The organism is Cryobacterium glucosi (genome assembly GCF_004402235.1).
In the GTDB taxonomy this organism is placed as follows: domain Bacteria; phylum Actinomycetota; class Actinomycetes; order Actinomycetales; family Microbacteriaceae; genus Cryobacterium; species Cryobacterium glucosi.
Genome location: NZ_SOFS01000012.1, coordinates 439,751 through 466,241, shown reverse-complemented (window position 1 = coordinate 466,241; position 26,491 = coordinate 439,751). Strand labels below are relative to the sequence as shown.

The 26,491-nt window shown below is 69.7% G+C and carries 21 protein-coding genes; 12 read left to right on the top strand and 9 right to left on the bottom strand.

The window, feature by feature from the left end:
• Positions 1-33 precede the first annotated feature (33 nt).
• From clpX to E3O46_RS04790, 3 genes are all read left to right on the top strand, one after another.
• Positions 34-1,317 carry an ATP-dependent Clp protease ATP-binding subunit ClpX gene (gene clpX, locus E3O46_RS04800; RefSeq protein WP_134447892.1) on the top strand — a complete coding sequence of 428 codons (1,284 nt, stop codon included), beginning with the start codon at positions 34-36 and terminating at the stop codon, positions 1,315-1,317.
• Between the two features lie 114 nt (positions 1,318-1,431).
• On the top strand, positions 1,432-2,109 hold the full coding sequence (locus tag E3O46_RS04795; protein WP_134559783.1) for a GntR family transcriptional regulator: 678 nt from the start codon (positions 1,432-1,434) through the stop codon (positions 2,107-2,109).
• A 66-nt stretch (positions 2,110-2,175) separates the two neighbouring features.
• Positions 2,176-3,198 (top strand): 1-aminocyclopropane-1-carboxylate deaminase, encoded by a 1,023-nt coding sequence (locus E3O46_RS04790; protein ID WP_134559784.1) that lies wholly within the window; start codon positions 2,176-2,178, stop codon positions 3,196-3,198.
• Here E3O46_RS04790 and E3O46_RS04785 read toward each other — a convergent pair.
• The gene (locus E3O46_RS04785; RefSeq protein WP_134561195.1) at positions 3,192-5,294 is read right to left on the bottom strand and encodes a M3 family metallopeptidase; all 2,103 of its coding nucleotides are present in this window, start codon (positions 5,292-5,294) and stop codon (positions 3,192-3,194) included. The genes E3O46_RS04790 and E3O46_RS04785 overlap by 7 nt on opposite strands.
• Before the next feature lie 138 nt (positions 5,295-5,432).
• Here E3O46_RS04785 and E3O46_RS04780 point away from each other — a divergent pair, with 138 nt between their 5' ends.
• The 5 genes from E3O46_RS04780 (at position 5,433) to E3O46_RS04760 (ending at position 11,063) form a co-directional block, all read left to right on the top strand.
• Entirely contained in the window at positions 5,433-6,323 is an 891-nt protein-coding gene (locus tag E3O46_RS04780) for a methyltransferase domain-containing protein (protein ID WP_134561194.1), read from the top strand.
• Between the two features lie 44 nt (positions 6,324-6,367).
• On the top strand, positions 6,368-7,864 hold the full coding sequence (locus E3O46_RS18645) for a class I adenylate-forming enzyme family protein (protein ID WP_241985045.1): 1,497 nt from the start codon (positions 6,368-6,370) through the stop codon (positions 7,862-7,864).
• On the top strand, positions 7,845-9,131 hold the full coding sequence (locus E3O46_RS04770; protein ID WP_241987335.1) for a thiolase family protein: 1,287 nt from the start codon (positions 7,845-7,847) through the stop codon (positions 9,129-9,131). The genes E3O46_RS18645 and E3O46_RS04770 overlap by 20 nt, the downstream gene beginning before the upstream one ends.
• A gap of 84 nt (positions 9,132-9,215) precedes the next feature.
• On the top strand, positions 9,216-9,779 hold the full coding sequence (locus E3O46_RS04765; protein WP_134447906.1) for a dihydrofolate reductase family protein: 564 nt from the start codon (positions 9,216-9,218) through the stop codon (positions 9,777-9,779).
• A 57-nt stretch (positions 9,780-9,836) separates the two neighbouring features.
• Positions 9,837-11,063 (top strand): MFS transporter, encoded by a 1,227-nt coding sequence (locus E3O46_RS04760; RefSeq protein ID WP_198413686.1) that lies wholly within the window; start codon positions 9,837-9,839, stop codon positions 11,061-11,063.
• A gap of 20 nt (positions 11,064-11,083) precedes the next feature.
• On the opposite strand, the gene E3O46_RS04755 is transcribed toward E3O46_RS04760, so the two are convergent.
• From E3O46_RS04755 to E3O46_RS04725, 7 genes are all read right to left on the bottom strand, one after another.
• A complete protein-coding gene (locus E3O46_RS04755; protein WP_134447908.1) occupies positions 11,084-11,353 on the bottom strand; it encodes a hypothetical protein in 270 nt (89 codons plus the stop codon).
• A gap of 5 nt (positions 11,354-11,358) precedes the next feature.
• Entirely contained in the window at positions 11,359-11,805 is a 447-nt protein-coding gene (locus E3O46_RS04750) for a GNAT family N-acetyltransferase (protein ID WP_134561192.1), read from the bottom strand.
• Between the two features lie 10 nt (positions 11,806-11,815).
• A complete protein-coding gene (valS, locus tag E3O46_RS04745) occupies positions 11,816-14,398 on the bottom strand; it encodes a valine--tRNA ligase (protein WP_134447912.1) in 2,583 nt (860 codons plus the stop codon).
• Between the two features lie 111 nt (positions 14,399-14,509).
• Positions 14,510-16,162 (bottom strand): dipeptide ABC transporter ATP-binding protein, encoded by a 1,653-nt coding sequence (locus E3O46_RS04740; protein ID WP_198413685.1) that lies wholly within the window; start codon positions 16,160-16,162, stop codon positions 14,510-14,512.
• Positions 16,159-17,055: an ABC transporter permease gene (locus tag E3O46_RS18530; RefSeq protein WP_134561190.1), complete on the bottom strand. Its 897-nt coding sequence runs from the start codon at positions 17,053-17,055 to the stop codon at positions 16,159-16,161. Before E3O46_RS18530 ends, E3O46_RS04740 begins: the two co-directional genes overlap by 4 nt.
• Positions 17,052-17,963: an ABC transporter permease gene (locus tag E3O46_RS04730; protein WP_134448106.1), complete on the bottom strand. Its 912-nt coding sequence runs from the start codon at positions 17,961-17,963 to the stop codon at positions 17,052-17,054. Before E3O46_RS04730 ends, E3O46_RS18530 begins: the two co-directional genes overlap by 4 nt.
• A 77-nt stretch (positions 17,964-18,040) precedes the next feature.
• Positions 18,041-19,693 carry an ABC transporter substrate-binding protein gene (locus tag E3O46_RS04725; RefSeq protein ID WP_134561189.1) on the bottom strand — a complete coding sequence of 551 codons (1,653 nt, stop codon included), beginning with the start codon at positions 19,691-19,693 and terminating at the stop codon, positions 18,041-18,043.
• A gap of 329 nt (positions 19,694-20,022) precedes the next feature.
• Here E3O46_RS04725 and ileS point away from each other — a divergent pair, with 329 nt between their 5' ends.
• Genes ileS through ndk form a run of 4 tightly spaced genes read left to right on the top strand, consistent with a single transcriptional unit; the run spans position 20,023 to position 25,670 of the window.
• Positions 20,023-23,517, top strand: a complete 3,495-nt coding sequence (gene ileS / locus E3O46_RS04720; RefSeq protein WP_134561220.1) for an isoleucine--tRNA ligase — start codon at positions 20,023-20,025, stop codon at positions 23,515-23,517.
• Positions 23,510-24,895 carry a bifunctional folylpolyglutamate synthase/dihydrofolate synthase gene (locus E3O46_RS04715; protein ID WP_241987334.1) on the top strand — a complete coding sequence of 462 codons (1,386 nt, stop codon included), beginning with the start codon at positions 23,510-23,512 and terminating at the stop codon, positions 24,893-24,895. The genes ileS and E3O46_RS04715 overlap by 8 nt, the downstream gene beginning before the upstream one ends.
• Positions 24,892-25,251: a DUF4233 domain-containing protein gene (locus tag E3O46_RS04710; protein ID WP_134561188.1), complete on the top strand. Its 360-nt coding sequence runs from the start codon at positions 24,892-24,894 to the stop codon at positions 25,249-25,251. Before E3O46_RS04715 ends, E3O46_RS04710 begins: the two co-directional genes overlap by 4 nt.
• A complete protein-coding gene (gene ndk / locus E3O46_RS04705) occupies positions 25,248-25,670 on the top strand; it encodes a nucleoside-diphosphate kinase (protein WP_134447922.1) in 423 nt (140 codons plus the stop codon). The genes E3O46_RS04710 and ndk overlap by 4 nt, the downstream gene beginning before the upstream one ends.
• 133 nt (positions 25,671-25,803) lie before the next feature.
• On the opposite strand, the gene E3O46_RS04700 is transcribed toward ndk, so the two are convergent.
• On the bottom strand, positions 25,804-26,403 hold the full coding sequence (locus tag E3O46_RS04700; RefSeq protein ID WP_241985049.1) for a vitamin K epoxide reductase family protein: 600 nt from the start codon (positions 26,401-26,403) through the stop codon (positions 25,804-25,806).
• Between the last annotated feature and the right edge of the window lie 88 nt (positions 26,404-26,491).

Here is a 26,491-nt window from a genome sequence, read left to right as displayed (position 1 = left end):
GTTACCAGCACGACCGATGGAGGAGGCTGACGGATGGCCCGAATAGGCGAAAGCGCCGACCTGCTGAAGTGTTCCTTCTGTGGGAAGAGTCAGAAGCAGGTCCAGCAGCTGATCGCCGGTCCCGGTGTCTACATCTGCGACGAATGCGTCGAGCTGTGCAACGAGATCATCGAAGAACGCCTGGCCGAGGCCGGCGCCGAAGAGACCACGGGCGAGTTCGAACTGCCCAAGCCCAAGGAGATCTTCGGGTTCCTTGAGGAATACGTCATCGGCCAGGAAGCCGCCAAGCGCGCACTGGCCGTCGCCGTCTACAACCACTACAAGCGCGTGCGCTCCCGTGCCACGCTCACCGCCGCCGACGCGATCCACGACGACGTGGAAATCGCCAAGTCCAACATCCTCCTGATCGGCCCGACCGGCTGCGGCAAGACCTATCTCGCCCAGACGCTCGCCAAGCGCCTCAACGTGCCGTTCGCCGTCGCGGACGCGACCGCACTCACCGAGGCCGGATACGTCGGCGAAGACGTCGAGAACATCCTGCTCAAGCTCATCCAGGCCGCCGACTACGACGTCAAGCGTGCCGAGACGGGCATCATCTACATCGACGAGATCGACAAGATCGCCCGCAAGGCCGAGAACCCCTCGATCACCAGGGACGTGTCCGGTGAGGGCGTGCAGCAGGCTCTGCTGAAGATCCTGGAAGGAACCGTCGCGTCTGTGCCCCCGCAGGGCGGGCGCAAGCATCCGCACCAGGAATTCATCCAGATCGACACGACCAATGTGCTGTTCATCGTGGCCGGCGCGTTCGCGGGACTCGACGACATCATCTCCACCCGTGCTGGCAAGAAGGGCATCGGCTTCGGCGCCCCGCTACACAGCAAGGGTGACGATGTGAACCTCTTCAGCGAGGTCCTCCCCGAAGACCTGCACAAGTTCGGACTCATCCCCGAATTCATCGGCCGGCTGCCCGTCGTCACGACGGTCACCCAGCTCGACCAGGTCGCCCTCATGCAGATCCTCACGGTTCCGAAGAACGCCCTCGTGCGCCAGTACCAGCGGATGTTCGAGCTCGACGGCGTCGAACTCGACTTCGAGCAGCCCGCGCTCGAGGCCATCGCCGACCTCGCCGTGCTGCGCAAGACCGGCGCCCGGGGCCTCCGCGCGATCATGGAAGAGGTCCTCGGGCCGATCATGTTCGAGGTGCCGTCCTCCAGCGAGGTCGCCAGGGTCATCGTGACCAGGGCTGCCGTGCTCGACAACGCCGCCCCGACCATCGTGCTGCACAAGGCCGCCCGCCGCGTCGAGAAGTCCGCCTAGCCCCGAAACCCATCACGACCTGAACCGCCTCCGACCACAGTCGGGGGCGGTTTTTGGTGCAGGCGGGTCGGCGGCCACTTGACAGGGCGCCACTGGCAATATCTAATATATTGCATGCCGGTTCCCGTTCCCGATGCGCTGCATCGACCAGCCTCCCTGCGCGACTATGCCTACGAGGCACTCCGCACCGCGATCGTCGACGGAACGCTCGCCCCCGGCGAGAAGCTTCGTGACGCCGAGCTCGAGTCCTGGCTCGGGGTCAGTCGCACGCCGATCCGCGAGGCCATCGCCCGGCTCGAAACCGCAGGTCTCGTTCGAACCGAGCGTGCCAGGCAGACCGTCGTCGCGCCGCTGGACGAACGGACGGCACTGAACGCGCAGGCGATCGCCGCAGCGCTCCACGAACTCGCCGCGCGCGAGGCGGTCGCCCAGCTCACCGCCGGGGACATCGCCGCGATGAAGGCGGCCAACGACCGGTTCCGGCTCGCCCTGGCGACGAACGACGTCGATGCCGCCATCGCCGCGGATGACGATTTCCACGACGTCGCGGTGCGCGCGAGCGCGAACCAGCTGCTGCCGGCACTGCTCGAGCAGGTCACGCCCACCCTGAGGCGCCTGGAACGCGCCCGGTTCTCCTCCCTTGCGGGGCGGGCATCCGTTGCCGACCACGAGCGCATCATCGGATTCTGCGCTGCCGGGCAAGCCGACCAAGCCGGCACGGCCGTACGCGAGAACTGGCTCACCCTCGGGCGGATGCTGGCCGCGACTGCCAACGTGACCCTGAACCCCTGAACCCCTGAACCCCTGAACCCCTGAACCCCTGAACCCCTGAACCCCCACCCCGATCCAAAGGACCCCATGGCACTGCGCGATTTTCCCCGTCACCCGCTCACCTTCGGCCCGAGCCCCATTCACCCGCTCGACCGGCTCAGCGCCCACCTCGGTGGCGCCCGTGTCTGGGCCAAGCGTGAGGACGTGAACAGCGGCCTCGCTTTCGGCGGTAACAAGACCCGGAAGCTGGAGTACCTGATTCCGGAGGCCCTTGCCCAGGGTGCGGACACCCTCGTCTCCATCGGCGGCATCCAGTCCAACCACACCAGGCAGGTCGCCGCGGTCGCCGCCCACCTCGGCCTGAAGGCTGTTCTGGTGCAGGAGCAGTGGGTGGACTGGCCGGACAGCGTCAACGACCGGGTGGGCAACATCCTGCTCTCCCGGCTCACCGGTGCCGACGTGCGCATCTCATCCGAGGGGTTCGGAATCGGCTTCAAGGACTCGTGGACGCAGGCCATCGCCGACGTCGTGGCCGCGGGAGGAATCCCGTATCCGATCCCTGCTGGTGCCTCCGACCACCGACTGGGCGGACTCGGCTTCGCGAACTGGGCCCACGAAGTGGCCGCCCAGGAGAAAGAGCTCGGTGTGTTCTTCGACACGATCGTGGTCTGCAGCGTCACCGGGTCGACCCACGCGGGCATGATCGCCGGATTCGCCGACCTCGAGGCGAACTTCGGGGGTCGCAAGCGGCGCGTGCTCGGGATCGACGCATCCGCCACGATCGAGGCCACTCGCGACCAGGTCGCCCGCATCGCGCGCAACACGGCGGAACTGATCGGCGTGGGGCGTCCCATCACCGACGACGAGATCACCGTGCTCGAAGGCTGGGCGGGGAACTTCTACGGGATACCGGTGGAGTCGACGAATGCCGCCATCCGGCTCACGGCGAGCCTCGAGGGCGTCATCATCGACCCCGTCTACGAGGGAAAGTCGATGGCCGGACTGATCGACCTCGTCACGACGGGCGACATTGCCAGGGACGGCAACGTCCTCTACGCCCACCTCGGCGGCCAGCCGGCGATCAACGCATACAGCGCGCTGTATCACTGAGTCCCTGCCGGGACAGGGAGGTCGGCGCGGCTAGTCAAGCCGCGCCGGTCGAGCAGCGGCTGGATGATCGCATCGCGCCCCCTGAAGTCCCGGTACGCCTCGAGCGGGTCGATGCCGCCCCCGCGAGCGAGCAGGCGTTCCCGGAACCGCTCACCGTTCTCCCTGGTCAGGCCGCCGTGCTCGGCGAACCAGGCGCCGGTGTCCGCGTCCTGCACCTCGCTCCAGATGTACGAGTAGTAGCCCGCGTCGTACCCGCCGGAGAAGGTGTGCGCGAAATAGGTGCTCGCGTACCGGGTCGGCACGGCGGGGTTGTCGAGGCCGGCGGCGGTGAGACAGGCGGCCTCGAAGGCGGCGACATCGGTGATCTCGGTGCCGGCATCCGCTTCGATGCCGTGCCAGGCCTGGTCGAGCAGTGCGGCGGCGAGGTATTCGCTCGTCGCGAAGCCCTCGTTGAAGGTCGCAGACGCGTGGATGCCCGCGACGACCTCCGGGGGCAGCGGCTCGCCGGTCTCCCGGTGGTGCGCATAGTTCGCGAGCACCTCCGGGTCGAAACGCCACATCTCGTTGACCTGGCTCGGGAACTCGACGAAGTCCCGGTACACGTTCGTCCCGGCGAATTTCGGGTAGGTGACCCGCGCGAAAAGCCCGTGGAGGGCGTGCCCGAACTCGTGGAAGAGCGTGGTGACCTCGTCGAGGCTCAGCAGCGTGGCCTCCCCGGCGGCCGGCTGCGGCACATTGAGGTTGTTGCAGACGATCACGGGCGTGCCGAGCAGATCCGACTGCGAGACGAGGGCGTTCATCCACGCCCCGCCGCGCTTGGAATCCCGGGTGTACACGTCGAGGATGTACAGGCCGACGGGGGAGCCGTCCTCCTCGCACACTTCGAACACCCGCGCATCGGGGTGCCACGCGGCGAGCGAGGCACGTTCGGTGAAGGTCACCCCGTAGAGGCGCTGGGCGGCGTAGAAGACGCCGTCGCGCAGCACGCTCTCGAGCTCGAACCAGGGGCGCAGGGCGGCCGTGTCGACGTCGTACCTGGCCCGGCGCATCCGCTCGGAGTAGAACGCCCAGTCCCAGGCGGCGATGTCGAAGCCCTCCGCGAGGATCCCCGCAGCGACGTCGGCGTCGACGAGGGCCTGCAGTTCGGCCTGCTCGGCGCGCGCGTTGCGGGCGGCCGGAACCGCGAGCCGGTGCAGCAGGTCCCCGACGGCGGCGGGCGTCCTGGCGGTCCCGTCGGCCGTGACCGCGGCCGCGTGGGTCGCGAAGCCGAGCAGGCGGGCGCGTTCGGCGCGGAGGCGGGTGATCGACAGCACGAGGGCGCGGTTGTCGTGCTCTCCGCCACGGATGCCCCTGGCACGCGAGGCGGCGAGCAACCGTTCGCGCACGCCCCGGTTGGTGAGCAGCGCGAGGTAGGGGTGGCCGGTGAAGAGCACGAGGGTGATCACGAAACGGCCGGGCATGCCACGGTCGGTTGCGGCCTGGGCCGCGGCGGAGAGCTGGCCGGCAGAGAGACCGTCGAGCTCCGAAGCGTCGTCGACGACGAGGGCGAGGTCGTTGGTATCGGCGAGAAGGTTCTTCTCGAACCGGGTTGTGGCGACGGAGAGCCGCGTGTTGAAGTCGCGGAGCAGCGCCTTGTCTGCGTCGGACAGCCCGGCGCCGGCGAGGGTGAACTGGGTGAAATACCGCTCGAGGAGGTACCGGGTCTCCGGGTCGAGCCCGAGCTCGTCTGCGCGCGCGTGCAAGGCCGCGATGCGCGCGAAGAGCTCGGGGCGCAGCCGGATCGCGTCGGAGTGGGCCGCGAGCAGGGGAGCGAGCTCCTCCTCCAGGGCGATCGTGAACGGGCTGGAATCTGAGGAGCTCCGGTTGAAGAACACCGCGGCGACCCGGTCGAGCAACTGGCCGCTCCGTTCAAGCGCCAGCAGGGTGTTCGCGACGGACGGCTCCGCGGGGTCGGAACAGATCGTTTCGACCTCGGCGAGCTGCTCGGCCATGCCTTCGAGGAACGCGGGCCGGTAGTGCTCGTCGCGAATGGCGGCATACGGCGGGAGTTGGAACGGGAGCGTGCTCGGCCGGGCGAAGGGGTTGTGCTGGTCCATGCCTTAAACCTAGTTCCGAATTCAGGAGTACGACCCGCCAGTGGGGTGCCGGAGCCCGGATCAGTGCGGCGGATGCCGGCGAGCGGTGTCCTCCTCGATCCCGACTCCTGAATTCGGTACAGGTCCTAGGCTGTCAGCATGACCGCCGAGCAAACACGCGAGCCCGCACACTCCCAGCCGGACAACAGGGACGCCGACCGCGTCGAGATCGCCCCGCACGGCGAGGCGATCCGCGACACCTATACGCACGGGCACCACGAGAGCGTGCTCCGCTCGCACACCTGGCGTACCGTCCTGAACTCGGCCGCGTACCTGATCCCGCACCTTACGCCGGGGCTGAGGGTCCTCGATGTCGGCTGCGGGCCTGGCACGATCACGGTCGACCTCGCGCGCCGGGTTTCTCCGGGCACGGTCACCGGCGTCGACGCCTCCGCTGCGATCGTCGCCCAGGCGGCCGGGCTCGCCGTCGACGAGGGTGTGCCCAACGTCACCTTCCGGGTCGGCGACGTCTATGCCCTCGACTTCGCGGACGACAGCTTCGACCTCGTGCACGCGCACCAGGTGCTTCAGCACCTGGCCAACCCGGTCGCCGCCCTGAGGGAACTCCGCCGCGTGCTGAAACCGGGCGGCATCCTCGCCGCCCGCGATGTCGACTACGGCGGCGTGGCCTGGTACCCCAAGCTCCCCGGCCTCCAGTCCTGGATGACCGCCTACCGTGCGGTGCACTACTGGAACGGAGGTGATCCAGACGCCGGCCGCGCGCTCAAGGCCTGGGCCAGGCTCGCCGGCTTCGACGCGGTGACGAGCAGTGCGTCCATCTGGTGCTTCGCCACGGATGCCGAGCGCGACTGGTGGGGGGAATCCTGGGCCCTGCGCGCGACCGAGTCCGATTTCGCCGCGCACGCGATCGAATCCGGGGCCGCCGACCTCACCGACCTGCGCGCCATGTCCGCAGCCTGGCGGCAGTGGGCAGGCGACCCCGATGGCTGGTTCGGCATGCCGCACGGCGAGATCATCGCGGTCAAGTAGCTTTTGTCACCGAGCAGGGGACCTCAGGAAAAGTAGACTCGAGCGTGCCCTTCCTCGACCGCCTCCAGCACTGGGCCGCCCTGCAGCCGGACGCGAACGCCGTCACGATCGGTGCGGACCGGCTCAGCTACGCCGAACTCCAGGTCCGGTCGAGCCGCCGCGCCCGCGAACTGGCGGGGGAGTCGTCCGGCGGCCCGACCGTGCTCTGCCTGCCGAACGGTCTCGACTTCGTCGTGGACTTCGTCGCCGCGGTCGCGGGCGTGGGTACTGTCGCCGTGCTCGACCCGGACTGGCCGGCCCTGCAGCGCACGGCGATCGAGCGGATGCTGCGCGAGGCCGGCTCGACGCCGCTACCGGCGTCTTCATCGCGGGCGCCGACGACGCCACCGGCGCCAGCCGGCCTCCGCGACGGGCCAGCGGATTCGGTCTTCCTCTACGGCTTCACCTCGGGCACCACCGCGCTGCCCAAGGCTTTCACCCGCGGCAGGGACTCCTGGCAGCGGGCCTTCGCAGCGAGTTCCGCCTTGTTCGACCTCCGCGCCGACGACCGGGTCCTCGCCCCCGGACCGCTGTCGGCGAGCCTGACGCTCTACGCCCTCGCCGAAACCCTCTACGCGGGGGCTGCGTTCCACACCCTGCCGCACTTCGACGTCGGCGATGCCCTCGACTCCGTGGCACACGCCGGCGTGACCCGCATCGTCGCCGTCCCGACCGCGCTCCGAATGCTCGCCGAGCGGGGTTTGATCGCCGGCGTGGACGGAGGCGCGCTCACCGCGATCGTCAGCGCGGGCGCCCGGCTCGACGCCGCCACTCTCGCGAGTGTCCGGAACTGGGCGCCCCGAGCCACGGTCTTCGACTATTACGGCGCCGCGGAACTGAGCTTCGTCACCGCCAGGCGACTCCGCCCCGGTGAGGACCGGACCGAGTCGCCGACGGCCGTCGGCCGGCCGTTCCCCGGCGTCGACGTGCGCGTCCTCGATGACGCGGGCCGGGCATCCGCCCCCGGAGCCACCGGGACCATCGTCGTGCGCAGCCGCCTGGTCAGCGCAGGCTACGCCTGGGGCGACGACGGCACGGCGTTCGCCCGCGTCGCTGCTGACCAGACCGGCGAGTGGTGCACGGTCGGCGACCAGGGCCATCTCGACGACGCCGGCGAACTGCACTTCGAGGGCCGCCGGGCCGACATGATCGTCACCTCCGGTCACAACGTCTACCCGCAGGAGGTCGAGGCGACCCTCCTCACCGGCCTCGGCGGCTCCGCTGCAGGCGGGGCCGGAGCACAGGTCGTCGTGACCGGCCTCGCGGATGCCCGGCGCGGTACGCTGCTCGTCGCCGCGCTCCTCGAAGCACCCGACCCCGGCGCTGGGGCGTTCACCCTCGCCGACCTGCGGACGGCCGCGACCGGCCTCGCCCCGCCGAAACGCCCGCGCGCCTATTACCGGATCACGGACCTGCCCGTCACCCGGGCGGGCAAGGTCAGCCGGCGCCTGCTTGCCGACTGGATCACCGAAGGAGACCCCCGTGTCGAGCGCCTCGACTGAGCACACCGCCGCGGCTCCTGCCGCCGACCGCGAGCCCGTCATCCTCTGGGGTCGTCGCACGGCCTTCGGGCGAAGCGGCGGAGCCCTGTCCCTGATCACCGCCGACCGGCTGCTCGCCCCCGTGCTCTCCGCGGTCGTCGCCGACCTCGGCCTCGATCCCGCGCACATCGACGACGTGATCATCGGGAACGCCACGGGCGGCGGCGGGAACCTCGCCCGCCTCGCGCTGCTCGAGGCCGGATTCCCGGTGAGCGTGCCAGGCCTGACCGTCGACCGGCAGTGCGGGTCCGGGCTGGAGGCGATCGTGCTCGCCTGCCGCCTCGTCGCCGCGGGCGCCGGCAGCCTCTACCTGGCCGGCGGTGTCGAGAGCTGCAGCACCGCGCCCCTCCGCGCGCACCGCGTGAGTTCGGCGCCGGGGGAGCCGGACTTCTTCGATCGCGTCCGGTTCGCGCCGGATTCGGTCGGCGACCCCGACATGGGCGTCGCCGCCGAGAACGTGGCCGCGCACTTCGGAATCGGCAGGGAACGCCAGGACGCCTTCGCCGCCCGCAGCCACCGTCGCGCCGTCGCCGCCGCGGGTGCGGGAGCGTTCGAGGCAGAGATCGTCGGGATCGCCGGCATCGACGGGACGGGCGCACGCGTCACGGCCGACGAAGGCCCCCGCCCGAAGCTCGACGCTGCCCTGCTCCGCCGCTTCCCAGCGGCCTTCCGCCCGGGCGGAACGGTCACGGCAGGCAATTCCTGCGCAGACGCCGACGGCGCCGTAGTCGTGCTCGTCACGAGCAGGGCCCGCGCGAGGGACCTCCTGGCGAGCGGCTCATTCCAGGCCGGAACGGGCAGCCCCGGCTTCCTCACATTCGTCGACGCCGTCCCGGCCGGAACCGACCCCAACCTGCTCGGTGCCGGCGGCGGCGAGGCAGGCAGGTCCCTGCTCGCGCGCACGGGCATCCCTGCCGAGGCCCTCGCTCGCGTCGAGATCGTCGAAGCCTTCGCGGCCCAGGTGCTCGCCTCCCTCGACCTGATCGACGTGCCGGAGGACAGAGCCAACCGGCAGGGCGGCGCGCTCGCCCTCGGGCACCCGTTCGGCGCATCCGGTGCCCTGATCGTGCTGCGGCTTCTGGCACAGTCCCGCGCCGACGGTGTCGAGGGGGCGGATTCCCCGAAGGGGGCGGATGCCCCGAAGGGGGCGCACGCCCTCGCCATGGTCAGCATCGCCGGCGGTCTCGGGCTCGCGGCGCTCTTCCGCTGGGAGGGCGCGCCCGGCTAGGGGTTCGTTCGTCTCAGGGCTCTTCCGCTGGGCGACAGGGCAGGCCAGTATGAAGCTGCAGACGCAGGGGCGACGGGAGGACACATGGCCAGGCTGATCTACTCGGGTATCACGTCGCTCGACGGGTACACAGCGGATGCCGCCGGTGATTTCGACTGGGCGACGCCCGACGAGGAGGTGCACGCCTTCATCAACGCCCTCGAACGCAAGATCGGCACCTACCTGTACGGACGCAGGATGTACGAGACGATGGCGTTCTGGGAGACCGCGAGAGAACTCGTCGATCCGCCCGACGTGGTGCGGGAGTACACCGATATCTGGCAGGCCGCCGAAAAGGTCGTCTACTCGCACAACCTCGCGGCGGTCACGACGACGCGGACGCGCATCGAGCGCTCCTTCGACGCCGCCGAGGTACGCAGCCTCGTCGCGGACAGCAGGCTGAGCGTGTCCATCGGCGGTCCTGGGCTCGCCGCGCACGCGCTCAAGGCGGGCGTTGTCGATGAGATCCACCGTTTCGTGACGCCGATCATCGTCGGCGGCGGCACCCGGTTCCTGCCGGAGCACCTGAGGATGCCGCTCGAGCTCCGGGGTGAACGACGATTCCGAAACGGAATGGTGTACCTGCGGTATGTCGTGCCGCAGGCCTGATCCGCGGGCCCGGCGGCCCGGCCCCTGCCGCCGGGATCCGGGGGCGGGCGACCGGTCGTGACCCGGCAGAAGCGCCAGCGGCTGCTGATCGCGCTTGTCCAGGTCCTGGCCATGTCCGCCTGGTTCTCCGCGTCCGCGGTCGTTCCTGCGCTCAGGCTGGAGTGGAATATCTCGACGGTCGACGCGGTCTGGCTGACGGCATCCGTGCAGCTCGGTTTCGTGGTCGGCGCCGTCCTGTCCGCGGTCCTGAACGCGGCGGACCGGATACCGCCCCAGCTGTTGATGGCGGGGTGCGCGCTGGGCACCGCCGGGTGCATTCTCGCGTTCACCGCGACGGCGACGGACCTCGCGACGGCGCTCCTCCCGCGCTTCCTGACCGGTGCGCTGCTGGCGGGCGTGTACCCGGTCGGGATGAAACTCACGGCGTCCTGGGCGCCGTCCCTGGCCAGGGGGCGGGCCTTCGGCCTCATGATCGCGGCCCTGACCCTCGGCTCAGCACTGCCGCACCTCGTCCGCGGACTGCCCGATCTGGCGTGGCGGGACGTGATGAACGTCTCCGCGGTTCTCGCCGCCGTCGCCGCGGTCGTTGCGGCGCTCCTGATCCGGTCGGGCCCGCACGGTTCGTCCGGGAGCGCCCCGATCAACCCGCGGTACGCCGTGGACATGTTCAGGGACAGACGTTCTCGCCTGGCCAATTTCGGCTACTTCGGCCACATGTGGGAGTTGTTCGCGCTCTGGACCTGGCTGCCCGCCTTCGTTCGCGCCGGCCGGTCGGCGGCGGGAGAGTCCGTGGCGGCCTGGGACACACTCGTCATCTTTCTCGTGATCGGAGTGGCCGGTGCGTCCGGCGCCCTGCTGGGCGGGTGGGCGGCCGACCGATACGGTCGCGGTCCTGCGGGTGCCGGAGCCCTGATCGTCAGCGGCAGCTGTGCCCTCGCCTCTCCGCTGTTCTTCACTGCGGCGCCGGTGACCCTCGTCATCGTCCTAGCGGTGTGGGGCGCATCCGTCATCGCCGATTCCGGCGTCTTCTCCACCTCGCTCAGCGAGTCCGCCGATCCGCGCTACGTGGGCACGGCATTGACCGTCCAGACGGCCATCGGCTTCCTGATCACAGTCGTCACGATCCAGGTCGTCCCGGTGCTCGCCGGACTCGTGGGCTGGCAGTACGCCCTGCTGGTCCTGGTACCCGGTCCCATCCTGGGCGCCGCCGCGATGATCCGTCTCGCCCTCTCGGCGGGACCGGACCGGCCGGGCGCGACGGAACCGGTGATCCCGCGCGACTGATACCCGCGGGACCTCCGGGTCTAGATCCAGTCCTCGTCGTCCTCGACCTCGATCGAGGGCTGCGTGATCGTTGCGCTGTCGTCGACCGCGTTGTAGCGGATGACGGTGCCGTCATCGAGCTCGATCACCGGCTTGGCCTCGAGCCAGGTCAGCGTCCAACGCCACGAATCCGTACCGTCCTTCGGGGCGACCGTGAGGTCCTGCTCGACCGTGCTGACCGCGAGGAGGACAACCTCGGGCAGACCGGACGGCGCCGTGCCGCCGAACGACCAGCGGGTTCCCACCTGCATCGGGCTCAGAGCTCGATCTCGTAGGTGACCCAGTCGGTGCGGGTGCCGACGTCGTCGTAGAGACGCTGGGCGGTCTCGTTGTCCGCGGCGGTGATCCACTGCACGGTCGTGAGCTTGTGCTCGGCCGCGTAGTCCTTGGCGAACCCGATCAGCGAACGGCCGACGCCGCCCGTACGGTGCTCCGGCACGACGAACAGGTCGTCGATGAAGAGACCGCGGGTGGCGCTGAGCGTGTTCGGCACCTCCCGGTAGTGCGCGAAGCCCACGAAGTCGCCGTCGTCACTGACTGCGACCGCGCCGTTCAGCACGTGGTTCCGATCGATGATCCAGCTCCAGACGCGGAGGGCCTTCTCATCGGTCAGTTCGCTCTTGTAGAACTCGCTGTAGCCCTCGAAGAGGCCCAGCCAGGCGAAAAAGTCCTTGTCGCCCAATGCTCGTACGTGAATAGCCATCTGGTTCTCCCTAACTCTCCGACACCGTGGCGAGCACGATTTCCGTGACTGCCAACTCGCCGCCTTCGACAAAAACCAATTCCGAGATCCGGCCGACAGCCTGCAGATCTGCGGCAGCCTGCGCGAGCAGGGCAACCTCTGCAGCCGTACCGCTAATTACAGCAGATGCGACGTCGGTTTTCTGGGACGCTTTCGCATCCGTCTTTCCGCGCCGGATGCCGGTGAGCGCGCGACTGGACAGCTCGAGCAGTGCGGGGTTCCCCCCTGAACCTGCGGCGAGGTCTGCCGCGATGGGCCAGGCGGCCCGGTGCACGGATCCCTCGTTGGACCAGGACCACGCCTCTTCGGTCGCGAACGGCACGAACGGGGCGAACAGACGGAGCAGGGTCGACAGTGCGGTGCGGAGCGCCGCGACGGCCGAGGCCTGCCCGGCGCCGGCTTCGCCGTACGCGCGTTCCTTGACGAGCTCGAGGTAGTCGTCGCAGAACGTCCAGAAGAAGCTCTCGGTGACCTCGAGGGCGCGGGCGTGGTCGTAGCTGTCGAACGCGGTCGTCGCCTGGGCGACGACACTCGTGAGGCGGGCGATCATGCTGCGGTCGAGGGGCTCGGTGATCGCGGCGTCCGCTGCCCCGTCGAAGCCGAGGATGAACTTCGACGCGTTCAGGATCTTGATCGCGAGGCGACGGCCGATCTTGATCTGCGTCGGGTTCTTGGGGTCGAAGGCCGCGTCGGTGCCGAGGCGCGAGGAGGCGGCCCAGTAGCGCACGGCATCCGAACCGTGCTGCACGAGCATGTCGGCGGGGGTGACGACGTTGCCCTTGGACTTCGACATCTTCTTGCGGTCGGGGTCGACGATGAACCCGGACAGGGCCGCGTGCTTCCACGGGGACCGGCCGTCCTCGAGTTCGGCGCGGAGCAGGGTGGAGAACAGCCAGGTGCGGATGATGTCCTGGCCCTGCGGGCGGAGCGAGTACGGGTAGACGAGGTCGAAGAGCTGTGGGTCGCGCTCCCAGCCGCCGGCGAGCTGCGGGGTGAGCGAGGACGTCGCCCAGGTATCCATCACGTCGACCTCGCCGACGAAACCGCCGGCCTGGCCGCGCTGGGTGCTTGCGTACCCCGGCGCGGTGTCGGAAGAGGGGTCGACCGGGAGCTGGTCGCGGGTGGCGACGATCGGCTGGTCGAAGACCGGGTTCGCGTCGGCATCCAGCGGGTACCAGACCGGAAGCGGAACTCCGAAGAAGCGCTGGCGGGAGACGAGCCAGTCGCCGGTGAGGCCGTTGACCCAGTTGTCGTAGCGGACCTTCATGAATTCGGGGTGCCACTGCAGGTCGGCGCCGTGCGAGAGCAGGCGGGACCGGAGTGCCTCGTCGCGCGCTCCGTTACGGATGTACCACTGGCGGGTCGACACGATCTCGAGGGGCTTGTCGCCCTTCTCGAAGAACTTGACCGGGTGCACGATCGGCTTCGGTTCGCCGATCATGTCGCCGCTCGCCGTGAGAAGGGCGACGACGGCCTGCTTGGCCGAGAAAACGGTCTTTCCGGCGAGCTCGGCATACGCGGCGATTCCGGCTTCGCTCGTGATGACCTCGGGCGCCTCGGCGATGATGCGGCCGTCGAAGCCCATGATCGCGCGGTTCGGCAGGTCGAGCTCCCGCCACCAGACCACGTCGGTCACGTCGCCGAAGGTGCAGATCATCGCGATGCCGCTGCCCTTGTCCTTCTGGGCGAGGTGGTGGGCGAGGATAGGAACTTCGACGTCGAAGAGCGGGGTGCGCACGGTCGTGCCGAAGAGGTGCTTGTAGCGCTCGTCGTCCGGATGCGCGACGAGGGCCACGCAGGCCGGCAGCAACTCGGGCCGGGTGGTCTCGATCTCGATCGTGGAACCGTCGGGCTTGCGGAAGGAGACCCGGTGGTACGCGGCGGGCATGTCCTTGTCCTCGAGCTCGGCCTGCGCGACGGCCGTGCGGAAGGTGACGTCCCAGAGGGTCGGCGCCATGGCCTGGTAGGCCTCGCCGCGGGCGACGTTGCCGAGGAAGGCGAGCTGGGAGGATGCGATCGAGTGCGAACCGATCGTGCGGTAGGTCTGGGTCCAGTCGACGCTCAGGCCGAGGTCGCGCCAGAGCGCTTCGAACTGCTTCTCGTCTTCGAGGGTGAGGCGTTCACAGAGTTCGATGAAGTTGCGGCGGCTGATCGGGACTTGGTCGGCGGCCTTGGTGCTCTTGCCGTCGCCGCCCTCGAAGGGCGCGGTGAAGTCGGGGGCATACGGCAGCGACGGGTCGCAGCGCACGCCGTAGTAGTTCTGCACCCGGCGTTCGGTCGGCAGGCCGTTGTCGTCCCAGCCCATCGGGTAGAACACGTCGCGGCCGCGCATCCGCTGGAAGCGGGCGACGACGTCGGTGTGCGTGTACGAAAACACGTGGCCGATGTGCAGTGAGCCGGACGCGGTCGGCGGGGGAGTGTCGATGGAGAAGATGTTCGCCCTGGTCGCGGAGTCGCGGTCGAAGCGGTACGTGCCCTCGGTGTCCCAGGTGCCGCCCCATTTGTTCTCGAGGCCCTCGAGGGCTGGCTTGTCCGGAACGTTCGGGATCGTCATGGTTCTCCGATTCACTGTCTGCGGCACCGTGTCTGCGGTGAGGTGCCTGAATATTGGCCTAACCCAACCTACCCGATGCCCCGTTCACCGGCGATNGGGGGGGGGGGGGGGTCAGGGGGCGGGCAGGCGCGGCACGGCGTCGAGCAGGCGCCGGGTGTACGGATGCGCCGGCGCGGCGAAGACCTGCTCCGTCGGGCCGGTCTCGACGACCGATCCGTTCTCGATGACGACGATCCGGTCGCTGACGTGCTGCACGACGCCGAGGTCGTGCGAGATGAACACGAGACTCAGGCCGAGGTCGCGCTGCAGCTCGTCGAGGAGGTCGAGCACCTGGGCCTGCACGGTCATGTCGAGCGCGGACACCGGTTCGTCGCAGATCAGGACCTGCGGCCGCTTCGCGAGGGCGCGCGCGATGCCGACCCGCTGTCGTTGGCCGCCGGAGAGCTCGAGCGGGCGGCGGCCGAGCACGGCCGCGCCGAGCCCGACCCGGTCGAGGAGCTCGACCGACCGGTCCGCGGAACCGGCGGCGTCGCGGAGGACGGCGCCGACGGTGAGCCGCGGGTCGAAGGAGGCCAGGGCGTCCTGGTAGACGGCGCCGAGCGCCGGTCGCATCGGTCGGCGGGCGCGTTCGGTGATCCCGGTCCAGGTCTCGCCGAGCACCCGGACCTCGCCGGCGTCCGGGGACTCGAGCGCGAGCAGCAGCCGGGCCAGCGTGGTCTTGCCCGAACCGGACTCACCGACGATGCCGAGCGTCGTGCCGCGGTCGAGCGTGAAGGACACGTCGTTGACGGCGAACAGCCGGCTCCGGTCGGGCATCCGGAAGCTCTTGACGAGCCCGGAAGCCTCGAGCACGACGCGATCGGCGACCGCGGGAACGGCAGCAGGAACGGCCCCAGGAACGACACCGGGTGCCGGCCGGTTCGGCCGGTCCTGCGCCGAGAGCCGGGCTCCTCGGGGCTGCCCGGCCGGGACCGCGGCAATCATCCGCCGGGTCTCGTCGTGCCGAGGGTCGTCGAGGAGCGCGCGGGTCGTGCCGGTCTCGACGATCCGGCCGCCGCTCATCACCGCGACGCGGTCGGCGATCCGGCTGACGACGGCGAGGTCGTGGCTGATCAGCACGAGGGCCGTCCCTGCGTGCAGCAGAGCCTCGAACAGGTCGAGGATCCTGGCCTGCACGGTCACGTCGAGGGCCGTCGTCGGTTCGTCGGCGATGAGCAGGGGCGGCCGCAGCGCGATCGCCGATGCGATCAGGGCGCGTTGGCGCTGGCCGCCGGAGAGTTCACCGGAACGCTGGCCGGCCCGGAGCTCGCCGTCGGGAAGCCCGACCTCGGCGAGGAGCTCGAGCACCCGGCGAGCCCGCGCGGCCGCAGAGAGGTTCGTGTGCAGCCGCAGGGTGTCACCGATCTCGCGCCCGATCGGCCGCAGCGGGTCGAGCGACACGAGCGCGTCCTGGAGCACGAGTCCCACGTCCCTGCCGCGCCTCCGCCGCCAGGCGTTCTCGCTCAGACCGAGCACGGATGTCCCGCCGACGCTCAGCTCGTCGGCGTGCAGCCACGATCCGGTCCCGGCCAGGCCGAGCAGGCTGCGCGCCGTGAGGCTCTTCCCCGAACCGGATTCGCCGACGATCGCGAGGCATTCCCCGGGAGCGACCTCCAACGACACGTCGTCGACAAGGGGATCCCGTCCGGGTTTACTTCCGAAACCGACGCTCAGCCCGCGGACCAGCAGGGCCGGCGCGCCGGCATCCGCCCGCGCCCCCGTCACGCGTGCCTCAGCCGTCGCTCGATCGCGCGCCCGAGAACGGTCGCGGAGATCGCGGTGAGCACGACGAAGAGTCCGGGGAAGAAACTCATCCAGACGGCGGTGTTCAGGTAGGTGCGCCCGGCCGAGAGCATCGCGCCCCATTCCGCGGCGGGCGGTTTGGCGCCGAGGCCGAGGTAGCTGAGCGCCGCCGCCCAGATGATGGCCTGGCCGATGCCCAGGGTGCCGAGCACGAGGAGCGGTGCGAGCGTGTTCGGGAGGATGTGCCGCACGAGGATCCGGGTGCGGCTGCGACCGAGAACGGTCGCGGCCTCGACGAAGGCCGAGGATCGCACGGAGACGAGCTGGGCGCGGATGATGCGTGCGTAGCCGGGCGCGGTCGCGAGACCGACGGCGAGGGTCGCCGTCGCCGGCCCCGGCCCGAAGACCATGATGAACAGCAGGGCGAGCAACAGGCCGGGGAACGCGAACATGACCTCGAGCAGTCGGTTCACGGTGAAGTCCACGATCGAACCGAGCATGCCGGCGATGATCCCGAGCACGGCCCCGAGGCCGAGGCCGATCAGTGTCGCCGCCACGCCGATCTGGAGCGAGCCCCCGGTGCCGTGGCTGACCCGGGTGTAGACGTCGCGCCCGGATTCGTCCGTGCCGAACGAGTGCGCCGACGAGGGGGGCTGGAACGCCGCGCGCGGGTCGATCGCGAGCGGGTCTCCCGGCGCCACGAGGCCGGGTGCGAAGGCGGCAAGGAGCAGGAACAGCACAAAACCGGCGGCGAGGACCTCGGTGAGGCCGACCCGACCGCCGAACCGCGTGCCGAACCTCGTGCCGAGGCCCCTTCCCGTCTGGCGCCGCGCCGCAGCCCCGGCGAGGCCGGCCTGGATCTCGAGGTCGCTCATGCGCGCCGCAGCCTCGGGTCGGCGATCCGCTGGGCGACATCGGTCAGAAGGGTCATCAGGATGTAAGCGGCGGCGACGAACAGCACGACACCGATCACGACAGGCACGTCCCGCACCGTGACGGCGTTCAGCAGGGTGCGGCCGAGTCCCGGCCTGGCGAAGATCGTCTCGACGACGACGGCCCCGCTGATCAGCGAACCGAACGCCCAGCCGGAGAGGCTGATCCCGGGCAGGCTCGCGTGCCGCAGCACGTGCACCCGGCGGATGCCGCCCTCACTTTCCCCCCTGGCCCGCGCGGAGACGACGAACGGGGCTTCGAGCGCCGTGAGCATCGACTCCCGCATGAGCTGGCCGAGGAAACCGGCGAGCGGGATGGCGAGGGTCAGCACGGGCAGCACGAGTCCGGCAGGGCCTGGGGTGCTGACCGGCGGCAGCACGCCGAGCCAGCTGCTGAACACCACGATGAGCGCGCTCGCGAGCCAGAAGTGCGGCAGGGCGGCCGCGCCGATTTCGAGGCCGGAACCGAGCATCCGCCCCCAGCGGCCTGCGCGGGTGGAGAACAGGGCGAGGCCGATCGCGAACAGCCACGCGAGCAGCAGGGAGAGCACGGCGAGAAGCAGGGTGCCACCGAGCTGCCCGAGCAGGAGCGGCGCGACGGGGACGCGGAGCGCGTACGAACGGCCGAGGTCGCCCGTGACGAGGCGGCCGAGCTCGGCGACGTACTGCACAGGGAGCGGCTGGTCGAGGCCGTACTGGGCCCGCACCGCCGCGAGCGCTTCCGGCGAGGTCTGCGATCCCGGTCCGCCGAGCACGGCCTCCGCCGGGTCGCCGGGGACGAGCCGCATCGCGAAGAAGGTGACGGTCGCGACGAGCCAGAGCACGAGGACGGCCCCGCCGAGCCGGGCCATCGCTCGCAGCAGGGCTCGACGCGGCAGGGCGCGCCGCAGTACGGCCGGCCGGGAGAGGCCGGCCGGGTGGGCTCCGGTTACCGGTTCAGCCACGCGTCGTAGAACGTGGGCGTCGACACCGTCGGCATCGCCCGGGTGCCCGAGACGACGGAGGAGAGCAGGTAATGGTTCTGCTGGTCGTACAGCGGCAGCACGTAGAAGCCCTCGAGGACACGGTTCTGCGCCTGGGCGTACAGTGCGGCGCGCTTGGGTGCATCCGCCGTCTGGGAGGCCTCGGTCAGCCAGGCGTCGACCTCGGGGTCGTTGACCTGGGCGTGGTTGGCGAAGTACCCGCTCGGGGCCGGCACGATGCCGGCCGAGTCGAAGAGGGTGCGGAGCACGTCGGGGCCCACCTTCGTGTACGGCGCGCTCACCGCATCATAGGAGTTCGAACCGAGGGCGGTGTACCAGGCCGACAGGTCGAGCGGCGAGAGCACCACGTCGAAGCCCACGGCCTTCGCGGTCGCCTGCAGCTGCTCGAACAGGGACTGCTCCGCCGGGATCGACTGGTTGGTGCTCACCGGGAAGACGACGGACAGGCGCACGCCGCCCTTCGTGCGGTACCCGTCGGAGTCCCGACCGGTCCAGCCGGCCTCGTCGAGAAGGGTGGCTGCGGCCTCGGGGTCGTAGCCGAACAGGTCCGGCCGGGACACCCCGAGCGGCTCGATGCTCGAGAGCGCCGAGAACGAGCGGGTCGCCGTGCCCTGGAACAGGCTCGCAACCGCGGAGTCGACGTCGGAGGCACGGACGAAGGCCTCGCGCACGAGCGGGTCGTTGAACGGGGCCCTGCCCGAGTTCAGCTCGATCCGGTTGGATGCGCCAGGCCGGGGCGCGTCGAGGTGGCGGATGGTGCTGCTCTTCCCGGCCTGCACGATGGTGTCCGGCTGGGCGTTGTCGATCACGTCGACGGCGCCGGACTGCAGGGCGGCGTAGCGGGAGGCCGAGTCGGGGATGAACCGCCAGACGATGGAGTCGAGGTAGGCGGGCCCGGTGTGGGCGGCGTCGGCAGGCGGGGAGGTGTACGCGTCGTTCCTGACGAGGGTGATCGCGTCCTGCTTGACCCAGGAGGCGACCGTGAACGGACCGGTCCCGACCGGGGCCGCGCAGTTCTCGTCCTGGCTGCGGGCGAGCGCCGTCGGCGACTCCATCGCGAGCCACGGCTGGCTGAGTGACTCGAGCAGGGCACTGTCTGGTTCGCTCAGGGTCAGGCGCACCACGGTGGGGGAGACGACGGATGTCGACACCACCTTCCGCACGGCGAGGTACCCGGTCGACGATCCCGTCTTCGGGTCCTGCACGTGCGCGATGTTCGCCTGCACGGCCGCCGCGTCGAAGGGCGTCCCGTCGGTGAAGGTCACGTTCTCGCGGAGGGTGAAGTCCCAGGCGAGGCCGTCGGCGCTCTGCGACCAGCTCGACGCGAGCCACGGGATGATCGTGCCCGCGCTGTCGCGGGAGACGAGCGACTCCAGGAACTGGGTGCCGACGAGGGCCTGCGGATAGTTGCCGCCGACGTGCGGGTCGAGGCACGTCGGTTCGGCATCGCCGGAGGCGTAGTTGAGCGTGCCGCCGGAGACGGGAGCGGTGCTCTCCGTGGCCTGCGGGGATGCGGAACACCCGGTCAGGAGCAGGGCGAGGGTGGCGACGGCGACGAGCGAACGCGGCACGCGGGAGTGGTGAACCAGAGGGGGCATGGGGAAGGAATCTCTCTCGGCGTAGCGGGGCCGGGCCGGGTCCCATCGTAAAACATCACGGTCCGGCCCGAAATTCCCGTAAGTATCGCTCCGACGGGATAGAATTGCGCTCGCATGACAGTGATCCGGCCATCACCGGTGAGTCTTCGGAAGAACGGGAACCGTCGAAAGGCGGACCCCTGGTAGAACCGAACGGGTCGGGCCCGTCACAGCCTCTGAACAAGCGGTCGTCACAGCACGAAGACGGCAAGCGAGGTGGTACCGCGTCGAGTCTTCCCGGAGTCGGCGTCCTCGTGGAACAGGGCCTGTCGGCCCCTTTTGTCCAGGAGATGCACGTGTACCCCAAAGCCCCGCCCTTCCCCGCAGCAGACGACCAGGCCGCAGCACCCGAGCAGGCCGCGCTCGCCGCATCCGCCCCCATCGTGCCCTCGCCGAACTTCCCGGCGATCGAGACAGAGGTGCTCGCGTACTGGGCGGCCGACGGCACCTTCCAGGCGTCGATCGACAACCGGGCGGATGCGCCGGAGTGGGTCTTCTACGACGGCCCGCCCTTCGCGAACGGCGTGCCGCACTACGGGCACCTCCTCACCGGTTACGCGAAGGACCTGTTCCCGCGCTTCCAGACCATGCGCGGCAAGCTCGTGCACCGCCGCTTCGGCTGGGACACCCACGGCCTCCCCGCCGAGCTCGAGGCCGAACGGCAGCTCGGAATCACCGACAAGGCCGACATCGAGAAGCTCGGCATCGCCGCCTTCAACAAGGTCGCCCGCGACTCCGTGCTCAAGTACACCGACGACTGGCAGCGCTACGTCAACCGCCAGGCCCGCTGGGTCGACTTCGAGAACGACTACAAGACCCTCGACATCACCTTCATGGAATCCGTGATCTGGGCGTTCAAGACCCTGCACGACAAGGGCCTCGCCTACGAGGGCTACCGGGTGCTTCCGTACTGCTGGCGCGACCAGACGCCGCTCTCCAACCACGAGCTCGGCATGGATGCCGACGTCTACAAGATGCGCCAGGACCAGACCGTCACCGTGACGTTCCCGCTCGTGGGCACGAAGGCGGAAGCCCTCGGCCTCACCGCGGTGCGCGCCCTCGCGTGGACGACGACCCCCTGGACCCTGCCGACCAACCTCGCCCTCGCCGTCGGGCCGGACATCGTCTACGCCGTCGTCCCGGCCGGCCCGAACGGCACGCCAGACGCGACCGTGCTCCGCGAGGAGTCGGTCACCGGCAGCGACGACGCCCGCGTGGACGTGTCCGTGCTCGGCGCCGAGTACCTGATCGCGATCGACCTCGTCGGCAACTACGCCAAGGACCTCGGCTACGACACGCCTGAGGAGGCCTCCGCGGCCGTTGCGCGCACGGTCACGGGACGCGAACTCGAGGGTGTCGCATACGACCGTCTCTTCGACTACTACGCCGACGCATCCGTCTGGAACACCCAGAAGGCCTGGACGATCCTGCTCGCCGACTACGTCACGACCGCAGACGGCACCGGCATCGTGCACCAGGCGCCCGCGTACGGCGAAGAGGACCAGAAGGCCTGCGAGGCCGCCGGCATCCCCGTGATCATCTCCCTCGACGAGGGCGGCAAGTTCCTCGCCGACGTGCCGGAGGTCGCCGGCCTGCTGTGGTCAGACGCGAACAAGCCGCTCACCCAGATGCTCAAGGCCGAGGGCCGGCTGCTGCGCCAGGCCAGCTACGAGCACTCGTACCCGCACTGCTGGCGCTGCCGCAACCCGCTGATCTACAAGGCGGTGTCGAGCTGGTTCGTGCGCGTCACCGAGTTCCGCGACCGCATGGTCGAACTCAACCAGGACGTCACCTGGGTGCCGGAGAACGTCAAGGACGGCCAGTTCGGCAAGTGGATCGGCAACGCCCGCGACTGGTCGATCAGCCGCAACCGGTACTGGGGCTCGCCGATCCCGGTCTGGAAGAGCGACGACCCGAACTACCCCCGCACGGATGTCTACGGCTCGCTCGACGAGCTCGAAGCCGACTTCGGGGTGCGCCCGACCGACCTGCACCGCCCGTACATCGACGAGCTCACCCGGCCGAACCCGGACGACCCCACCGGGGCTTCCACGATGCGCCGGATCACCGACGTGCTCGACGTCTGGTTCGACTCCGGGTCGATGCCGTTCGCGGCCGTGCACTACCCCTTCGAGAACCGCGACTGGTTCGACACCCACAACCCCGCCGACTTCATCGTCGAGTACATCGGCCAGACCCGCGGCTGGTTCTACCTGCTGCACGTGCTCTCGACCGCTCTCTTCGACCGGCCGGCGTTCACCAACGTCGTGAGCCACGGCATCGTGCTCGGCAACGACGGCCAGAAGATGTCGAAGTCGCTGCGCAACTACCCCGACGTCTTCGAGGTCTTCGACCGCGATGGAAGCGACGCGATGCGCTGGTTCCTGATGAGCTCATCCGTACTGCGCGGCGGCAACCTCATCGTCACGGAGGAGGGCATCCGGGAGGCCACCCGCCAGGTGATGCTGCCGCTCTGGAGCACCTGGTACTTCTTCTCGCTCTACGCCAACGCCTCGGGGGAGAACGGCTACGACGCCGTCTGGCGCACCGACTCGACCGACGTGCTCGACCGGTACCTGCTCGCGAAGACCCGCGACCTCATCGTCGACGTCACGAGCGACCTCGAGGCGCTCGATTCGACCCAGGCGACCGCCCGCCTCCGCGACTTCGCCGACGTGCTGACCAACTGGTACGTGCGGCGCTCCCGGGACCGCTTCTGGACCGGCGCCGTCGCCGGCGGTACGGCCACGGAAGCCTTCGACACCCTGTACACCGTGCTCGAGACCGTCTGCCGGGTCGCCGCGCCGCTTCTGCCGCTCGTCACCGAGCGGATCTGGCAGGGATTGACCGCTGGCCGCAGCGTGCACCTGACGGACTGGCCGGACGCCGGCCTCTTCCCGTCGGACCACGGGCTCGTCACCGCGATGGACCAGATCCGCACGATCAGCTCCACCGTGCTCTCGCTGCGCAAGCAGGCGGGCCTGCGCGTGCGGCTGCCGCTCGCGCAGCTCACCGTCGTCACGACCGGAACGGCGGCACTCGCCCCGTTCGAGGCGATCCTGCGCGACGAGCTCAACGTGAAGAGCGTGAACCTCGTCGAACTCGCCGAGGACAGCGCGGCGAACTACGGCATCACCTCCCGGCTCACCGTCAACGCCCGCGCGGCCGGGCCCCGGCTCGGCAAGCAGGTGCAGGCCGCGATCAAGGCCGCGCGCAGCGGCGACTGGAGCGAAACCGACGGGATCGTGACCGCAGGCGGCATCGCGCTCGAGGCCGGCGAATACGAACTCGTGCTGCAGGCTGGCACAGGGGCGAGCAACGCCGACGCGGCATCCGCGGCCGTCGCGGAGGCCGGACCCGCCCTCGCGCTGCTCCAGGGCGGCGGCTTCGTGCTGCTCGACACCGTGACCACGCCGGAGCTCGAGGCCGAGGGCTTCGCCCGCGACCTGATCCGCGCCGTGCAGGACACCCGCAAGTCGGCAGGATTCTTCGTGGCGGACCGGATCCGCCTCGACCTCGTCTTCTTCGACCAGGCCGACCTCGACACCCTGCGCCTCGCGCCGGGAGTCGACGTGGCCGCGGAAACGCTCACCGTGCGCTTCGCCGCGCACGCCCCGACCGAGGTCGACCCGGCCATCCTCGCGGGCGCCGTGCCCTCCGAGTGGCTGGAACAGCTCGCGGGGGCCCCCGTCGAGCACTACGTGCGCTTCGAGGCCGGCCACTACGCCAACCGCGGGCCGGTGCTCGTCGCCGTCGCCCGAGAGAACGGAATCGTGAATGTCTGATTCGATGGACCAGAACCTGCCGGAAGACGACGAGTACCGCGACGCGGGAGAGGCCGTCTTCGCAGCCCTCCTCGACCGGGTCGGCGAAGCCGCTCCACGACCGCGGCTCGCCCCGACCCGGCGGGTCGTCGAACTGCTCGGCGACCCGCAGACCACCTACCCGGTGATCCACATCACGGGCACCAACGGGAAGACCAGCACGAGCCGGATCACCGAGAGCATCCTGCGCGCGTACGGACTGCGCACCGGCATGATGACGAGCCCGCACCTGGTCCGCCTCAACGAACGGATCGTGATCGACGGGGAACCGATCAGCGACCGCGCCCTCGCCGCGAACTGGGAGGACATCCAGCCGTACCTCGCGATGGTGGACGCCGAACTCGGTGCGAAGAACGAGGAGCCGCTCACCTTCTTCGAAGCCCTCACCGTGCTCGCCTTCGCCTGCTTCGCGGACGCTCCCGTCGATGTCGCCGTGATCGAGGTCGGCATGGGCGGCGAATGGGACTCCACGAACGTGGCCGACGGCCTCGTCGCCGTCGTCACCCCGGTCGCGCTCGATCACACCAAGCGGCTCGGAAGCACCGTCGCGGAGATCGCCCGCACCAAGGCAGGGATCATCAAGCCTGCGGCATCCGTCATCAGCGCCCGGCAGGCCGAGACCGTGCAGGCCGAACTGGAACGCGCCGTCGAACTGACCGAATCGACCCTCGCGAGCGAGGGGGAGGAGTTCGCCCTGCTCGACAGCCAGGTCGGCGTCGGCGGGCAGCTCATCACGGTGCGCGGCCTCGCCGCGACATACCCCGACCTGTTCCTGCCGATGTACGGCACCCACCAGGCGCACAACGCTGCCGTCGCGATCGCCGCCGTCGAGTCCTTCCTCGGCGCGGGCACCCGCCCGCTCGACCACGACATCCTCACGGAGGGGCTCGCGACCGCGACCTCACCCGGGCGGCTGCAGCTGATCGGCATCGAACCGACCGTGCTCGTGGATGCCGCGCACAACCCGCACGGGGCCGGCGCCCTCGCCGAGGCACTCGGCACCTACTTCCACTTCGATGAGGTCGTCGCCGTGATCGGGATCCTCGCCGACAAGGACGCAGCGGGCATCGTCGCGGCGCTCGCTCCCGTCGTGACCCGGTTCCACGTCACCCAGTCCGAGTCCGACCGGGCGATCCCCGTCGACGACCTCGCCGACATCGTCGCGGCCGGAACGGACGAGGATGCCGTCAGCCGCTTCGACGACGTCGCCGACGCCCTCGACGCCGCGAGGACCTGGGCCGCAGACGCCCCACGTCGCGGCGTGATCGTCACCGGTTCGATCACCCTGGTCGGCGAGGCCCTGTCGCTCGCCGTAGCCAGGGAGTGGCTCAAGAAATGACCGACGCCCCGCGTTCGCGGCGGAACCGGTCTGTGCGCGAGTCGCTCGCGTCGATCGTGCTCGGCTTCGAGACGATCATCGTGTTCCTCGCGGCGCTGTTGCTGTTCGGGCTCGGCTCGTTGCCGGCCTGGGTGGCACTCGGCGGGGGAGCGCTGCTCTGCCTCGTGATGGTCGCGACGATCGGCCTGCTCCGCTACAACTGGTCATACGGGATCGGCTGGTTCGTCCAGGCCGTCATCGTCCTGACCGGGTTCATCAACCCGGCCATGTTCATCGTTGGCGCACTGTTCACCGGCATGTGGGCATACTGCATGGTCACCGGCTCGAGACTAGACAACAACAAGGAGAACTCATGAGTACCCCGGTCCAAGAAACCCTCGTCCTGGTGAAGCCCGACGGCGTCGCACGCAACCTCTCCGGAGAGATCCTGCGACGCATCGAACAGAAGGGATACTCCCTCGTCGACATCAAGCTCGTCCAGGCCGACCGCTCCCTTCTCGCTGAGCACTACGCGGAGCACGCGGGCAAGCCCTTCTTCGAGCCCCTCGTCGAGTTCATGGAGAGCGGGCCGATCCTCGCGATCCGCATCGCCGGCGAACGCGTCATCGAGGGCTTCCGCTCCCTCGCGGGCACGACCGATCCCACGACCGCAGCACCCGGTACGATCCGCGGCGACCTCGGCCGCGACTGGGGTTCCAAGGTCCAGCAGAACCTCGTGCACGGTTCAGACTCGCCAGAGTCCGCGTCCCGCGAACTGGCGCTCTGGTTCGACTAGAACCGCAGCCCCGTCGCGCCGAGTGTCGCCGTCCCCGCCGAAACCAGGCGGAGGAACGGCGACACTCTGCGGTTAAGACGACGGTCGGCATCCGCCCGGCTGGAGGCGGTGCTGCGCTGGAGGCGGTGCAGTGCTAGAGGCGGTGCAGGAAGTCCATCTTGAGCTGGGCGACCGTTGCGGCCACGAGATAGCAGCCGATCGTGATGACGACGATCCACGAGGAGGCGCCGGCGGCGAAGCGCCGCACCCCGGCCGGAACCGGGAGGGTGCCCGTCCTGAGGTTGTAGAGGGTCACGGCCAGGAACATCGGGATCGTGACGACCCAGGTCACCATGCACCACGGGCAGAGCACGTCGAGCACGAAGAAGCTCTGGCCCATCAGCCAGATCACGAAGACGAGCGCGAGCGCCACGCCGACGTTCAGTCCGATCCAGAACCAGCGGGCGAACCGGGCGCCAGCGAGGATCGCGGCGCCGATCGTGATGACGACCGTCCAGGCGATGAGTCCGATCAACGGGTTCGGGAAACCGAACAGCGCACCCTGCCAGGAACCGAGGTTGGTGCTGCAGCCGACGAGCACGCTGAAGTTGCAGGAGAGCTGCGCCTGCGGATCCTCGAGGATGGCGATCTTGTCCAGGGTCAGCGCGAAGGCCGCCGCGAGGGCGATCGCACCCCCGATGATCATGAAGATGGCGAGCCCGGTGGGGCGCCTGGATTGCTCGGTCTGTTGCACCTCAGGATTATGTCATGCGCCTCGCACTCGATCCTGAACAATACATGCGATAATCAACACGGATGCTTGGGCCGCGCTCAAGCACAGC

Coding starts and splice junctions, on each gene's coding strand:
- clpX (WP_134447892.1), top strand. CDS start 34: ATGGCCCGAATAGGCGAAAGCGCCGACCTGCTGAAGTGTTCCTTCTGT.
- E3O46_RS04795 (WP_134559783.1), top strand. CDS start 1,432: ATGCCGGTTCCCGTTCCCGATGCGCTGCATCGACCAGCCTCCCTGCGC.
- E3O46_RS04790 (WP_134559784.1), top strand. CDS start 2,176: ATGGCACTGCGCGATTTTCCCCGTCACCCGCTCACCTTCGGCCCGAGC.
- E3O46_RS04785 (WP_134561195.1), bottom strand. CDS start 5,294: ATGGACCAGCACAACCCCTTCGCCCGGCCGAGCACGCTCCCGTTCCAA.
- E3O46_RS04780 (WP_134561194.1), top strand. CDS start 5,433: ATGACCGCCGAGCAAACACGCGAGCCCGCACACTCCCAGCCGGACAAC.
- E3O46_RS04765 (WP_134447906.1), top strand. CDS start 9,216: ATGGCCAGGCTGATCTACTCGGGTATCACGTCGCTCGACGGGTACACA.
- E3O46_RS04755 (WP_134447908.1), bottom strand. CDS start 11,353: ATGCAGGTGGGAACCCGCTGGTCGTTCGGCGGCACGGCGCCGTCCGGT.
- E3O46_RS04750 (WP_134561192.1), bottom strand. CDS start 11,805: ATGGCTATTCACGTACGAGCATTGGGCGACAAGGACTTTTTCGCCTGG.
- valS (WP_134447912.1), bottom strand. CDS start 14,398: ATGACGATCCCGAACGTTCCGGACAAGCCAGCCCTCGAGGGCCTCGAG.
- E3O46_RS18530 (WP_134561190.1), bottom strand. CDS start 17,055: ATGAGCGACCTCGAGATCCAGGCCGGCCTCGCCGGGGCTGCGGCGCGG.
- E3O46_RS04730 (WP_134448106.1), bottom strand. CDS start 17,963: ATGGCCCGGCTCGGCGGGGCCGTCCTCGTGCTCTGGCTCGTCGCGACC.
- E3O46_RS04725 (WP_134561189.1), bottom strand. CDS start 19,693: ATGCCCCCTCTGGTTCACCACTCCCGCGTGCCGCGTTCGCTCGTCGCC.
- ileS (WP_134561220.1), top strand. CDS start 20,023: ATGCACGTGTACCCCAAAGCCCCGCCCTTCCCCGCAGCAGACGACCAG.
- E3O46_RS04715 (WP_241987334.1), top strand. CDS start 23,510: ATGTCTGATTCGATGGACCAGAACCTGCCGGAAGACGACGAGTACCGC.
- E3O46_RS04710 (WP_134561188.1), top strand. CDS start 24,892: ATGACCGACGCCCCGCGTTCGCGGCGGAACCGGTCTGTGCGCGAGTCG.
- ndk (WP_134447922.1), top strand. CDS start 25,248: ATGAGTACCCCGGTCCAAGAAACCCTCGTCCTGGTGAAGCCCGACGGC.